We start from the raw sequence: 13,004 nt of genomic DNA, 5'->3' as shown, positions 1-13,004 counted from the left end.
GCGCCTGACCCGATCTCCGGGGTCACCGTTGCCTGCTCATCATAAGCTGGGACTGTGAGCAGATCTTCCGAGCCTCCGCCAGCTTCCCGGGCCGGCACGGAAACCGAGCCGCCTGACCCCCTGGCGCTGCACCTGGCTGACCGCTGGGGTGGTCCCACCGGCCGCCGAGCTCGCCGCGCCGGCAGCAGCAGGTGGCGGGCGGCCCCGGTGTTGGCCGCGCTGACCTCGCTGGGTGTGCTGCTGGCGGTGCTCGCCTCGCAGTACTGCCGCGTCAATGGCTGGGGCGGCGTGGCGGTCTACCACTGGGGCTGCTATTCGGATGTCGCGGCCCTGTGGTCCTCCCGGGAGTTCAATCAGCACCCGTGGGCGCCGTTCCTGGATGACTACCCCGCCTTCGAGTACCCGGCACTGACCATGTTCCTGGCCTCAGTCCTGGCGGCGGCCACCCACACAGCTGACGCCGTCTTCGGAGGAACCCCGGTGGACTATTGGGGTCAGCGCACCGGACTGCTCTATTGGGATCTCACCTTTGTGGTGGGCGCGCTGGCGTGGTTTGTGCTCACCCTGGCGGTGCTGCGGGCGGCCCCGGCGCACCCGTGGAGAGCCGGCGTCGTCGCCCTGTCACCAGCCATCATCTTCGGCATCGGCATCAATTGGGACATCTTTCCCGCCGCGGCACTGGCGCTGGCAGTGCTGCTGTGCCTGCGCCGCAGCTGGTTCGCCGCCGGGGTGCTGCTTGGCATCGGGGCCTCGCTGAAGCTGTATCCGCTGTTCCTGCTGGGCGCCGTGGTCACCTTGGCGCTGCGCAGTTCGGTACGCCGCCGGCAGGAGTACGACGCCGTCCTATGGGCTGATTTCGGCCGGGTCGCCGCAGGCACTGCGGTGGCCTGGGCGCTGATCAATGTCCCGGTGATGTTGACCAGCTTTGCCGCCTGGAGCGAGTTCTACGTCTTCTCCGCCGAACGGGGCCCCGGATGGTCCTCCATCTGGCACCTGTGGGGGCTGCTCACCGGCACGCCGATGTCAGCTGAAGCGGTCTCTGGCTGGAGCCTCGGGATTTTCGCAGCGAGCTGCGCCGCGGTGCTGGTGCTCGGGCTCACCGCGCCGCAGCGTCCCGACGTGGCGCAGCTGCTGCTGCTGATAGTGGCGGCGTTCTTGATCTGCAGCAAGGTCTACTCACCCCAGTTCATGCTCTGGCTGGTGCCGCTGATGGTCCTGGCCGGGGTGGGGCTGCGCGACGTGCTGATCTGGCACGGCTTCCAGCTGCTGCACTTCTGGGCGATTTGGATGCACCTAGCCGCGCAGATCAGCGACGCTGAGCCGCAGCACCTGCTGGATGAGAATGTCTATGCGGCCGCAGTCTTGGGCCAGCTTCTCTCCACGCTCTACATCTGCGCTGTGGTGGTCGGCCGGATGTTCAGAGGTGGTCTTCGGCCCACTGCCTAAGCAGGTGCTCGGCCTCGGCTTCCTCCAGGGGGCCGTGCTCCATGCGGTGCTCCAGCAGGAACTTATATGCCCTGCCCACCAGCGGCCCGGGAGGGATCTCCAGAAGCTGCATGATCTGCTCACCGTTGAGGTGGGGGCGGATTTTGGCCAGCTCCTCCTTCTCCTGCAGCTCACTGATGCGCGCCTCCAGATCGTCGTAGGCGTGGGAGAGCCGGTTGGCCTTCTTGCGGTTGCGCGTGGTGACGTCAGACCGGGTAAGCCGGTGCAGCCGCTCCAGCTGGTCTCCGGCGTCGGTGACGTAGCGCCGTACCGCGGAGTCGCTCCACCCCTGGCCTCCGTAGCCGTAGAAGCGCATGTGCAGCTCCACCAGCAGGGAGGTCGCACGGATGCTCTCCTTGTCGAACTTCAGCGCCTGCATGCGCTTGCGGGTGAGTTTGGCTCCCACCACATCGTGATGCCGGAAGCTGACTCCTCCGCCGGGTTCGAACCGCCGAGTCTTGGGTTTGCCGACGTCGTGCATCAGCGCAGCAAACCGCAGGACAAAGTCCGGCCCCGGCACCGGCCCATCAGCATCGGTCTCCAGCTCCGCTGCCTGCTCCATGACTTGCAGCGAGTGCTGGTAGACGTCCTTGTGCCTGCGGTGTTCATCGTCAGTGAGCTTCAGCGCAGGTATCTCCGGCAGCACAATATCGGCCAGGCCAGTCTCCACCATCACGTCGATCCCCGCCCGGGGGTCGGCACCGCAGATCAGCTTCACCAGCTCAGCCTGGATGCGCTCGGCGGACACAATGCGCAGCCGATCGGCCATGTCGGACATCGCCTCCCGCACCTCCGGTGCCACCCTGAGCCCCAGCTGCGCAGCAAACCGGGCAGCGCGCATCATGCGCAGCGGGTCATCGCTGAAGCTCTCCTGCGCCGTGGCGGGAGTCCGCAGCACGCCGGCGTGCAGGTCCCGCACACCCCCGTGGGGGTCCACCAGTTCAAAGCTCGGCAGCCGCAGCGCCATGGCGTTGACCGTGAAATCCCGCCGCAGGAGGTCCTCCTCCAGCGACTCGCCGAACTGGACTACGGGTTTCCGCGAGGCCGCATCGTAGGCCTCCGAACGGTAGGTCGTGACCTCCAGGGTGTGCTGCCCGCGGCGGATGCCGATGGTCCCGAAAGCCCGGCCGATGTCCCACTGCGCGTCAGCCCATCCCTCCACCGCAGCGGTGATCTGATCCGGGGTGGCCTCAGTGGTGAAGTCCAGGTCGGGAGAGCTCCGGCCCAGGAACAGGTCCCGCACCGGGCCGCCCACTAGGGACAGTTCATGCCCAGCGCGTGCGAACACTTCGCCGAGCTCGACGACGATGTCGGGTACCGACGCGCCTGCAGGGAAGCCTTGGGGAAGCGAAACCATCACGCTGAACAGTTTTACACACGCCCCAGTTAAAGTAGTTACATGACCAACGCGGAAACCGGAGGTGTGCGGCGCACTCCGCTGACAGTGTCGATGGGTGCCCGCCGCGCCAGTGGTTCTGCCCTGAACCGGTCCAGCCGGCAGCTGCCCACCGAGGAGGAGGTCAGCGCCGGCGGCGTCGTCATCACCCCTGCCTCCAAGGGTTTCGATGTGGCCATCATCGCCCGCTACAACCGCGGGGGCCGGCTCGAATGGTGTCTGCCCAAAGGCCACCCGGAAGGCGAGGAGAACTTCGAGGAGGCAGCGGTGCGTGAGGTGGAGGAGGAAACCGGAATCGCCGGGTCCATCCTCACCAGCCTCGGCAGCATCGAGTACTGGTTCACCGTGCCCACCCATCGAGTCCACAAGACGGTGCATCACTTTCTGCTTGAGGCCGTCGGCGGAGAGCTGACTATTGAGAAGGATCCCGATCATGAGGCCGTGGACGTCGCCTGGGTCAATTTGGAGGACCTGGACCGGGTGCTCTCCTTCCCGAACGAGCGGCGGATCGTGAAGCTTGCCAGGCAAGTCATTGAGGACTCCCTGTGACTACCGGCTATAGTCACCCCCGATGACGCCCACACCTTCTGCATACCAGCCCCGCCACCGCGGGGCACCTACGCCGGCCGAACCTGCGGCTGCGCCCCAGACTGAACCGCCTCCAGCGCACATCCCGCGCCAGGGCATGGCGGCAGCCTCGGCCCTGATGGCTGGCGGCACCATGGTCTCGCGCGTGCTGGGCTTTGTCCGCACCGCACTGTTGGCGGTGGCCATTGGGGCGACCACCACCATGGCCGACGTGTTCGAGAAGGCCAACTCCATCCCGAACATCATCTATGTGCTGCTCGCTGGCGGTATGTTCAACGTGGTACTGGTTCCGCAGCTGATCAAGGCCGCAAAGGCCAGCGACAAAGGCGCTGAGTACACCTCGCGGCTACTGACGCTGACGGTGGTGGTGCTCGGGGCTGCCGCGCTGTTGATCACCCTGGCGGCCTATCCGATCATCGTGGCGCTGACCTATGAGTGGAGTGACGCGCAGTTGGCGCTCGGGGCGGCCTTCGCGCTGTGGACTCTGCCGCAGATCTTCTTCTACGGGCTCTATGCCGTGGTCGGTCAGATTCTCAACGCCAATGCCAAGTTTGGCTGGTACATGTGGGCGCCGGTGCTGAACAACGTGATCGCCATCGGGTTCATTGTGGTCTTCATCATCACCTTCGGCAGCTATTCCTCCGGGGACAACCAGGCAGCCGAATGGACCACCCGCCAGACGATCATCCTCGCCGGGGGCCACACCCTCGGCGTGATCCTGCAGGCAGCGCTGCTGCTGTGGCCATTGTCGAAGCTGGGCATCCCGCTCAAGCCGAAGTTCGGCCTCCGCGGTCTTGGGCTGGAACAGACCGGCAGAATCGCCCTGTGGACGCTGATCACCATGATGGTGGGCAATTTCTCCTCACTGCTGCACATGCGCCTGGTCTCCGGGGCCACGGCGGTGCGAGAGCAGCTGGAGGAGGGTGCGCACCTGCCCGGAGAGTACGCTGCGAACATCGCGGAGCTCATTGTGCTGCTCCCGCACTCGGTCTTTGTACTGTCCCTGGCCACGGTGCTGTTCAACCAGATGACTGCGGCCATGCAGGACTCGGACATCTCCGCCGCCCGTGCCACCTTGAACCGGGGGCTGCGCATCTTCGCCATTCCGGTGATGTTCTCCATGGTGGTCTTCGTGGTGCTGGCCGGTCCCATTGGTCGTCTTTTCAGCGGAACCTCGGCGGAGGCCGCGTTGGCCGGCGCCGCTATCGGACAGCTGCTGCTGATCTATGCGGTGGGGCTGCCGTTCCGCTCCGCGCAGTTCTACCTCATGCGGGCGTTCTACGCCGCCGAGGACGCGAAGACCCCGATGGTGGTGACCTGCATCCTGGCACCCATCGGACTGGCGATCACCTACACCTGTGCGGCCCTGCTTCCGACTCAGTACCTGCCGTATGTGGTGGTCAGTCTCTTCAGCGCGCTCAATGTGGTGCGCACCGTGATCTTCCACCGCATTGCGGTGAGACGCTGGGGCCCCTACGGACTCGACAGCGTGGTCAGGGCCTACATTGGCTCCGGGTTCGCGGCGGCGGCTTCCGGGGCCGCCGGCGCCCTGGTGCTCCTCGCGCTGGGTGGTTTCACCGGCGGGTTCGCCTGGTCCTCCATCGGGACCGCGGCGGTGAGCTGCTGCGCCGTCGTTCTGGTGATGGGTGCGGTGTACCTGATTCTTCTGCGAGCTATGAAGGTTCGGGAGTTCGGCGAGTTCATGGATCCTGTAGCCCGCCGGATCCCGGCCCTGGCGCGACTGGCGCCGTGATCAATCCTCCACCGCCAGCGATCCCCGGTAGGCTTAGGCCTCGACGACTCTGATCTGCAGACCGGGAGGAACAGCTCGTGCCCCAGCCGCTAGGCATCGGTGATGTGGTGGGCGGCCGCTACCGCATCACTCGCCACGTGGTGACCTCGGCCGACCAGGACATCGTTTTCCAGGCGACCGACCAGGTTCTCGGCCGTGAGGTCTCTGTGCTCTTAGCCTCCCGCGCCAACGCCAAACAGGTTGCCACCTCCGCCAAGGAACTGGCCACCGGGGAGCGCCACTCCGAGGTTGAGGTGTTGGACTTAGGGCTGGCGGAGGACCGGACCTTCCTCATATCCACCTTGGTCGATCCCAATAATCTGCTCGACTTGGTGGTGCCGGACACTGCACCGTATGTGGAGCCCTACTTCACGGACTCGCTGGGCTCCGAGCTGTTCGGCCGGTCCCGGGAGATGCAGCCCCAGACCTACGAGGACGACGACGAGTACTACGCTCGGCTGCACACGGGGCGGGTCGCCGGGGAGCAGCGCCGGCGTGACCGCAGACCGGCCTTCCTGGACAAAGTGGTGCCCTCCTCCAAAGCCAGCGCTCCTGCGCCGACGCACCATACACAGGCGGAGCTGGAGTCAGCTCTGGAGTCAGCCGGGGATGCCCATGGGCTGAACATCTCGCAGGAGATTTCGCGGGTCGAACTCTCACTCCGGAGCGATCTGGAGGAAGTCGAAGCAGATCCGGCTGCTGATGCTTCAGAAGACTCCATCTCAGCAGTGCGGGAGAGCACCCGACCCTCCGCCGCCGAAGGGCCGCAGGCGGCCGGCGAGCAGCCTGGCACCGGCAGCTCCACCTCCGCTCCCGGGCTGGCCGGGTCGCGATCCTCTGCATCTGAGGTGGAAGACCTCATTGCCGAGGGCGAAGAGGTCGTCGACAGCCCTCCGGAGGCTCCCCTGGAAGAGTACGACCGGCGTAACTTAGTGCGGGCGACCCACCAGGATACGGACCAGCGTGCTGCAGAGAGCCCGTTCGCCTCGACCGGAGCCACACAGCGACCAGGCGCGGACCGAGAGCCAGCAAGCTTCACCAGCCTGATCCGTGCGGTAGGCACCAACTCACCGGCTCCCTTCCCCTCCGCGGCCCAGGAGGGTTCGGGCAAGGGTGGGCAGTCTTCACCCAGCCTGAGCAGGTGGCTCGCTGCGGGGGTTCTTGGCATTCTGGTGCTCGTAGCTGCGATCATCATGTTCATGGTGCTCAGCGGCTGATTGGAATATTCGTCACCAGACACCTGTTGGCTACATCGACACCTTTCGATACATCAAGGACGTACTCATAGTGACTCACCAGACACCCGACCAGGTCCACGACGTCATCATTGTCGGCTCCGGCCCGGCAGGCTACACAGCTGCGGTCTATACTGCGCGGGCCAATCTCAGCCCCGTCGTGCTGGCCGGCTCGGTCACCGCTGGCGGTGAGCTGATGAACACCACCGACGTGGAGAACTTCCCGGGCTTTCCGGAAGGCATTCTGGGCCCAGACCTCATGATGAACATGGAGGCCCAGGCCCGCCGGTTCGGAGCAGACATCCGCCATGAAGACGCCACCGCGCTCAAACTCGACAGCCCCATCAAAGAGATCACCCTCGGCTCCGGGGACACCCTGCATGCCCGCGCAGTGATCCTGGCGACCGGCTCTGCCTACCGGGAGCTCGGTGTTCCGGGTGAGAAGCAGCTCTCAGGTCACGGCGTCAGCTGGTGCGCCACCTGCGACGGGTTCTTTTTCCGCGACCAGGTCATTGCCGTGGTCGGTGGCGGGGACTCAGCGATGGAGGAGGCACTCTTCCTCACCAAGTTCGCTTCCAAGGTGTACGTCATTCACCGCCGAGATTCACTGCGCGCCTCCCAGATCATGGCCGACCGAGCCAAGGCGAATGAGAAGATCGAGTTCATCTGGAACACCGCCGTCACAGCGGTCGCCGGAGAGGGCAAGGTCAGCCGGCTGGACCTGCGCAACACAGTCGACGGTACTGAGTCCACCCTGGATGTCACAGGTCTGTTCGTGGCCATTGGTCATGACCCCCGGGTGGAGCTGTTCGCTGACCAACTGGATCTCACCCCGGAGGGAACGGTGCAGGTGGTCGGCAGAACCTCCCGAACCTCCCTCCCGGGAGTCTTTGCTGCAGGGGACGTGCTCGATCCGCATTATCGCCAAGCCGTCACCGCAGCTGGCTCCGGATGTGTTGCAGCCCTGGATGTCGAGCAGTACTTGGCCGATGCCTCGGACACTGATGCCGCTGAGACTCACGAGGCGCAGGCGGTCCCGGCCGCCGCGCGCTGATCCCCCATCCCCAGCGATCCCACGAGAGAGGACAGTTCAATGGCTAATATCAAAGCCGTCACCGATGCAAGCTTCGAGGAGGATGTGCTCAAGGCCGATAAGCCAGTTCTTGTCGACTTTTGGGCCGAGTGGTGCGGACCCTGCCGGGCTTTGGGCCCTGAGCTGGAAAAACTGGCTGACGAGCACTCCGGACAGATCGAGGTCGTCAAGCTCAATGTGGATGAGAATCCCGGTACGGCCGCGAAGTACGGCATCACGTCCATCCCAGCCGTCTTCGCCTTCAGCGGCGGGGAGAAGGTGCACGCCTCAATCGGCGCTAAGCCAAAGCCCGCGCTGGAGCAGGAATTCGCTCAATGGCTGAAATAGTCACCGGCGCCGTCTGAGCCCGTGCGCATGAATTGGCCCCCTGTCCTTCTGGAGAGGGGGCCAATTCATTTCGTGTGTCCATTACTCTGTATGTCGATTACTCAGCGACCTATCGCTGGACGTAGGCACCCATGTGTTCCAGGATTCGCTCGAGGTCCTCCACAGAAGCAAAATCGATAGCGATGCGTCCTTTGCGCGCCCCCATGCTGATCTTCACCTGAGTGTCCAATTTGTCGGTCAGGGCTTCTGCATATTCGTCGAGTTCCTGCACGCGGGTCGTGCTGGGCAGTCGACGCGTTTCACGTGAAACGTTGTCCTCGGCTTTGTCGGTTTTGACCACCAGGGCCTGCTCCTCTGCACTGCGCACTGAGAGACCCTCCGAGACAATACGCCGCGCCAGCTCGTCCATCTGGTCAGGGTCCTCAAGACTGAGCAGCGCCCGAGCATGTCCCGAGGACAACACCCCTGCAGCCACACGGCGCTGAACGGCCGCCGGAAGTTTCATCAGACGCAGCGTATTGGAGATCTGAGGACGGGAGCGGCCGATTCGCCGGGAAAGCTCCTCCTGACTGATGCCAAAATCGTCCAATAGCTGTCGGTAGGCAGCTGCTTCCTCCAGCGGATTCAACTGAGAGCGGTGAATATTCTCCAGGAGCGCATCCCGCAGCAGATCCTCGTCCGCCGTCTTCCGGATGAGTGCGGGTACGGTTGTCCTACCCGCTTGAATAGAGGCACGCCAGCGTCGCTCTCCCATGATGAGCTCATATCGGCCGTCCTCAACGGGGCGGACTACCACCGGCTGCAGCACGCCAATCTCCCGGACAGAGTGCACCAATTCAGCCATATCCGTCTCATCGAAGACCTCTCGGGGCTGACGGGGATTGGGCTGCACCAGATTCACATCGATGTCACGAAATACTGCGTCGTCGTCCTGGCTGGGCGTCGTTTCACGTGAAACGCCAGCGTGATCTCCACCTGGCGAAAATCCTCCGGTATCCTGCTCGGTTTTCCGTGCCCCAAGGACGTCAGGCATTTCGACGCGCCCCACGCCGTTCTTTCTGCGCGGTGACGTCTCGCGAGACCCGTAAGCGCGGGAAGAACCAGCTTCTTGGTGCGTTTCACGTGAAACACGTTGCGTCTGCAGGTGAGACTTAGCGGAAAAGAAGACATCAATCGGCCGTTCGGCGCCACCGGCTGCCACGTCGTCCGACGGAGCCGGGTCCAATGGCTCTGGGGCAAGTTTAGGCTCCATAGTCGGAACCGCGTTCACGGCCCCTGACGGGCCCGTCCCATTGCCGCCGTCACTGTTGATCAGCGCGCCGAGCCCTCGGCCAAGGCCTCGTTTCTTTCGTTCCGCCACGTCGTCCTCCCGGTCTGAGTGTCAATCCCCTCAATTCTAGAGGTGAAGAACGTGTTCGGGAGACGACAGGCCGTTTCACGTGAAACACAGATCGCTACGCCAGTTACTGACCCCGTTCGACTATTTCCGCCGCGGCCTCCAAATAAGCCAGTGCACCGGTAGAGGCCCGATCATAGGTAATGACGGACTGTTGGTAACTGGGAGCCTCCGCAATGCGCACACTGCGGGGAATCTTTGCCGAAAGCACTTCGTCAGCAAAGTGTTCCTTGACTTCACTGACAACTTGGGACGCCAAGTTTGTTCGCCCGTCATACATGGTCAGCAGAATCGTAGAGACCGCCAGCACCGGATTGAGATGCTTCTGGATCATCTGGATGTTGTTCAGCAGCTGACTCAGTCCTTCCAGCGCATAGTACTCACACTGGATCGGGATCAGCACTTCTTGAGCAGCCACGCAGGCGTTTACCGTCAGGAGACCCAGGCTTGGCGGGCAGTCAATAAACACGTAGTCCAGCCGCTCTTGCCCGTCGTTCTCCCGACTCTGAAAGTACTCCTGCAAAGCGCGCTGCAGGCGCTGCTCACGGGCGACCAACGAGACCAACTCAATTTCAGCCCCGGCAAGGTGAATGGTCGCAGGGACAACCCACAGTCTGTCCATATCCGGGCATTCGGTCACGACATCCGCCAGTGCAAGATCGTCAATCAGCACATCGTAGACAGAATCCGTATCCGCCGAGTGGGGGATTCCCAGCGCAGTCGACGCATTGCCCTGGGGGTCAATATCAATGACCAGTACGTTGAAGCCGTGGTCAGCCAGGGCTGCCGCCAGATTAACAGTCGTGGTCGTCTTTCCGACTCCGCCCTTCTGGTTGGAGACGGTCAGAATCCGGGTGTTTTCCGGCCGTTGAAGCGTTCGTCCCAACAGCCTCTTGCGGCGGTCCTGTTCATCTTTCAACTGTGCAGCCAGCGGGGAGTGGGACAACGATTCTGTCATAAGGTCAAGACTATCGTCTGGGGCAGGCCGCTGAGCGCACGGAAAACACCGATCTCGCTCAGCGACGCCGAGTCCGTACTACGGTTGTCGGTTCTTCCAGCACATCCGTCCCAACCAGGTGAATCTCCGGTGCCTGAAGTCGATACCGGCTGAGGACCTTCCGCGCCGAATCGATTTCTGCCTGCACCGTCCGTCCCTTCAGGAACAGCAGCTCCCCATGATCATCCAGAAGCGGCACAGTCAGGGGTATCAGATTCTTCAAAGCTGACACAGCACGCGCCGTGACCACATCCGCCATCACTTCATCTGAGACGTCTTCGGCACGAGCACGAATGATCTGGACGTTCGTCAGCTCGAGATCACCGGTGACCATATCCAACCAGTCCACCCGGCGTTCCATAGGTTCGATAAGTATGAAGTCCAGGTCCGGCCGCGCCAACGCCAAGGCGATCCCCGGCAGGCCCGCCCCCGACCCCACATCCGCCACCGTGCCTGATTCCGGAAGTTCGCTTCCCACCACCGCGCAGTTCAGTACATGCCTGCCCCACATCCTGGGAACTTCCCTGGGTCCCAGAAGACCGTGGGTGATACCAGTGGTGCAGAGGTGCTCCACGTACTTCTCAGCACCAGGGAGCTGCTGTCCGAAAATCTGGCGCGCGGCGTCGAGCTCAGATCCTTCAAGAACCGGCAGAGGCTGCTGCTCCGGGTCCTCCGCAAGAGGGTCGCTCATCGGAATACGCGTATCCTACTCAGCGGTAACGACGACGTGCCGGCGTTTGCCCTCGCCTTCGGACTCAGAAACCAGCCCTGCCTCAGCAATGAAGTCGTGCACGATCTTCCGCTCATAGGCACTCATGGGCGGCAGATGCGCTGGTGCGGAACCTGCATTGACTTCGTCCACGGCATCCTGCGCGAGCTGTCTGAGTTCCTCACCGCGAGCTGCACGGTGGCCATTGATGTCGAGGATCAAGCGCGACCGATTCCCCGTGGCAGTTAGCACAGCCAAGCGGGTGAGCTCCTGGAGCGCATCGAGCGTCTCGCCCTGATGACCCACCAGGTCCTGGAGCTGCTCTGCGCCCTCATCGGCCTGGATCGAAATGAACGTGCGCTCTCCCCGGATTTCGATCTCGATGTCGCCGTCGAGGTCCACAATGTCCAACAGCTCTTCAAGATAGTCAGCAGCGACGTCACCCTCATCGGCTCCGGAATCCGCCGCGGCGGAATCTGGCTGGTCGTCGGACTCGTCCAGGAGCGTGTCTTGGGTATTCTGTTCGGTCATCGCTGTCCCTTTTTCTTCTTCTTTTTCTTCTTCTTGGGCTGGGCGGTGGCGCCCTTGTGCTGGCCTTTGGGCTTCTCGGCATCCTCACGTGCCTTCCGGGCCTCTTCTCCGACGGGCGGCAGACCCCGGGCTGCTCGGCGCAGGTTGAGCTCCTTCTCCGCCAAGGATCCCGGGGTGGGGTTGTTGCGGATGACCCACCACTGTTGGCCCATGGTCCAGAAGTTGGTGGCCGTCCAGTAAATCAGCACGCCCACCGGGAAGTACACGCCGCCGAAGATGAACACCAGAGGCAGCGCATACAGCATGATCTTCTGGGTCTGGGCGAACTGGCCCTGAAGTGCAGCTTCGGACATGTTCTTCGACATCAGCTGCTTCTGCGTGAAGAACTGCGTGCTGACCATCATGATGATCATCACCGTGGTCAGCGCGATAACTGCCACGGTGCCGCCCATCAGCGACGGATCCCCCTGCACTGCTCCCAGAAAAGTATCGGGCATGCCGACGTCGAAAATTCTCGAATTGGCAAAGCTGGTGACCTCGCTGCTGGAGAGGGCATAGTAGCCCTCCTCCTGATAATCGACATCCCCGGTGCCCATGCGCCCGGAACCGCCGATGCGGTTCAGCGTCCAGAACAGCGCCAGGAAGATCGGCATCTGAGCCAGAATCGGCAGGCAGGTCATAAAGGGGTTGACCTTGTGGCGCTTGAACAGCGCCTGCTGTTCAGCAACCTGAGCCTGCCGGGAGACGGGATCCTTCTTGCCCTTGTACTTTGCCTGGAGTTTCTGAAGCTCCGGCTGGATGATCTGCATCCCGCGCTGGGACTTGATTTGCCGCACAAACAGCGGAATCAGGATGATGCGAATCACCAGCACCAGCAGCAGGATGGACAGTGCCCAGTTCCAACCTGAACCTTCTGGCATGCCAAGCATGGTCAGAAGACTGTGCCAGGCACTGAGGATGAAGGACACTGCCCAGCTGAAGGGCCACATAATCGTGTCTAGGAAAGCCATTACTCTCTCAGGGTGTCAGGTCCGGCGGAAGCACTGTTGTGAGCCGGACACGCGGAGTGCGAGAAAATCAACCTTCAGGGTACTTGATCAGTCTGGATCTCGGGGAATTGGCGGATGGTTTAACCGAACGATTTCAGGAACCTGCTCCTCAGGCCAGACACGCTGCGAGACAGGCACATGGTCTACTCCTCCACCCGTGAAGGGGTTGCACCGCAGCACCCGCCACGCGGTCAGTACCGAGCCTTTGAGCAGTCCGTGTACCGTGACGGCCTCAAGCCCATAGGCAGAACAGCTGGGATAGAAACTGCACACTTGGCCGTAGAGGGGCGAGACCACTTTTCGCCAGAGGTAGATGAACGCTAGGAGCGGAGCTGCAGCGGCTCGGCGCCACCACGGCCACCACAAGCGCAGAATCTCTTCCTCGGTGACACCAGTCCCCGGCCCA

General features: G+C 62.9%; 13 protein-coding genes. 6 read left to right on the top strand and 7 right to left on the bottom strand.

Annotated elements, in window-relative coordinates; genetic code table 11:
• Positions 1-54 precede the first annotated feature (54 nt).
• Positions 55-1,446 (top strand): glycosyltransferase family 87 protein, encoded by a 1,392-nt coding sequence (locus tag FEF27_RS00580; RefSeq protein ID WP_138168878.1) that lies wholly within the window; start codon positions 55-57, stop codon positions 1,444-1,446.
• On the opposite strand, the gene FEF27_RS00575 is transcribed toward FEF27_RS00580, so the two are convergent.
• Positions 1,418-2,842 carry a CCA tRNA nucleotidyltransferase gene (locus tag FEF27_RS00575; RefSeq protein WP_138169050.1) on the bottom strand — a complete coding sequence of 475 codons (1,425 nt, stop codon included), beginning with the start codon at positions 2,840-2,842 and terminating at the stop codon, positions 1,418-1,420. The genes FEF27_RS00580 and FEF27_RS00575 overlap by 29 nt on opposite strands.
• Positions 2,843-2,935: 93 nt before the next feature.
• Between FEF27_RS00575 and FEF27_RS00570 the strand changes: the two genes are divergently transcribed.
• The 5 genes from FEF27_RS00570 (at position 2,936) to trxA (ending at position 7,916) form a co-directional block, all read left to right on the top strand.
• A complete protein-coding gene (locus FEF27_RS00570; protein WP_138169049.1) occupies positions 2,936-3,430 on the top strand; it encodes an NUDIX domain-containing protein in 495 nt (164 codons plus the stop codon).
• 22 nt (positions 3,431-3,452) lie between these two features.
• Positions 3,453-5,222 (top strand): murein biosynthesis integral membrane protein MurJ, encoded by a 1,770-nt coding sequence (gene murJ, locus FEF27_RS00565; RefSeq protein ID WP_138168877.1) that lies wholly within the window; start codon positions 3,453-3,455, stop codon positions 5,220-5,222.
• A gap of 77 nt (positions 5,223-5,299) precedes the next feature.
• Positions 5,300-6,478 (top strand): hypothetical protein, encoded by a 1,179-nt coding sequence (locus FEF27_RS00560; RefSeq protein WP_138168876.1) that lies wholly within the window; start codon positions 5,300-5,302, stop codon positions 6,476-6,478.
• Positions 6,479-6,548: 70 nt separating this feature from the next.
• A complete protein-coding gene (gene trxB / locus FEF27_RS00555; protein WP_138168875.1) occupies positions 6,549-7,550 on the top strand; it encodes a thioredoxin-disulfide reductase in 1,002 nt (333 codons plus the stop codon).
• Between the two features lie 39 nt (positions 7,551-7,589).
• On the top strand, positions 7,590-7,916 hold the full coding sequence (trxA, locus tag FEF27_RS00550) for a thioredoxin (RefSeq protein ID WP_138168874.1): 327 nt from the start codon (positions 7,590-7,592) through the stop codon (positions 7,914-7,916).
• Positions 7,917-8,025: 109 nt separating this feature from the next.
• Here the strand turns inward: trxA and FEF27_RS00545 are convergent, their stop codons facing one another.
• The 6 genes from FEF27_RS00545 to yidD form a co-directional block, all read right to left on the bottom strand.
• Positions 8,026-8,949: a ParB/RepB/Spo0J family partition protein gene (locus FEF27_RS00545; RefSeq protein ID WP_138168873.1), complete on the bottom strand. Its 924-nt coding sequence runs from the start codon at positions 8,947-8,949 to the stop codon at positions 8,026-8,028.
• A gap of 430 nt (positions 8,950-9,379) precedes the next feature.
• Positions 9,380-10,270, bottom strand: a complete 891-nt coding sequence (locus tag FEF27_RS00540; protein WP_138168872.1) for a ParA family protein — start codon at positions 10,268-10,270, stop codon at positions 9,380-9,382.
• A gap of 58 nt (positions 10,271-10,328) precedes the next feature.
• Complete coding sequence (gene rsmG, locus FEF27_RS00535) at positions 10,329-11,000, bottom strand: 16S rRNA (guanine(527)-N(7))-methyltransferase RsmG (RefSeq protein ID WP_138168871.1); 672 nt, start codon at positions 10,998-11,000, stop codon at positions 10,329-10,331.
• Between the two features lie 15 nt (positions 11,001-11,015).
• Complete coding sequence (locus FEF27_RS00530; RefSeq protein WP_138168870.1) at positions 11,016-11,549, bottom strand: Jag family protein; 534 nt, start codon at positions 11,547-11,549, stop codon at positions 11,016-11,018.
• Positions 11,546-12,559: a membrane protein insertase YidC gene (yidC, locus tag FEF27_RS00525; RefSeq protein ID WP_138168869.1), complete on the bottom strand. Its 1,014-nt coding sequence runs from the start codon at positions 12,557-12,559 to the stop codon at positions 11,546-11,548. The genes FEF27_RS00530 and yidC overlap by 4 nt, the downstream gene beginning before the upstream one ends.
• Before the next feature lie 87 nt (positions 12,560-12,646).
• Positions 12,647-12,964, bottom strand: coding sequence for a membrane protein insertion efficiency factor YidD (gene yidD / locus FEF27_RS00520; RefSeq protein ID WP_243728930.1), 318 nt, complete (start codon positions 12,962-12,964; stop codon positions 12,647-12,649).
• Between the last annotated feature and the right edge of the window lie 40 nt (positions 12,965-13,004).

The organism is Nesterenkonia sphaerica (assembly GCF_005771565.1).
GTDB classification, from domain to species: domain Bacteria; phylum Actinomycetota; class Actinomycetes; order Actinomycetales; family Micrococcaceae; genus Nesterenkonia; species Nesterenkonia sphaerica.
The sequence above is the reverse complement of the archived record's forward strand: the minus strand, read 5'-3'. Positions and strand labels throughout refer to the sequence as shown.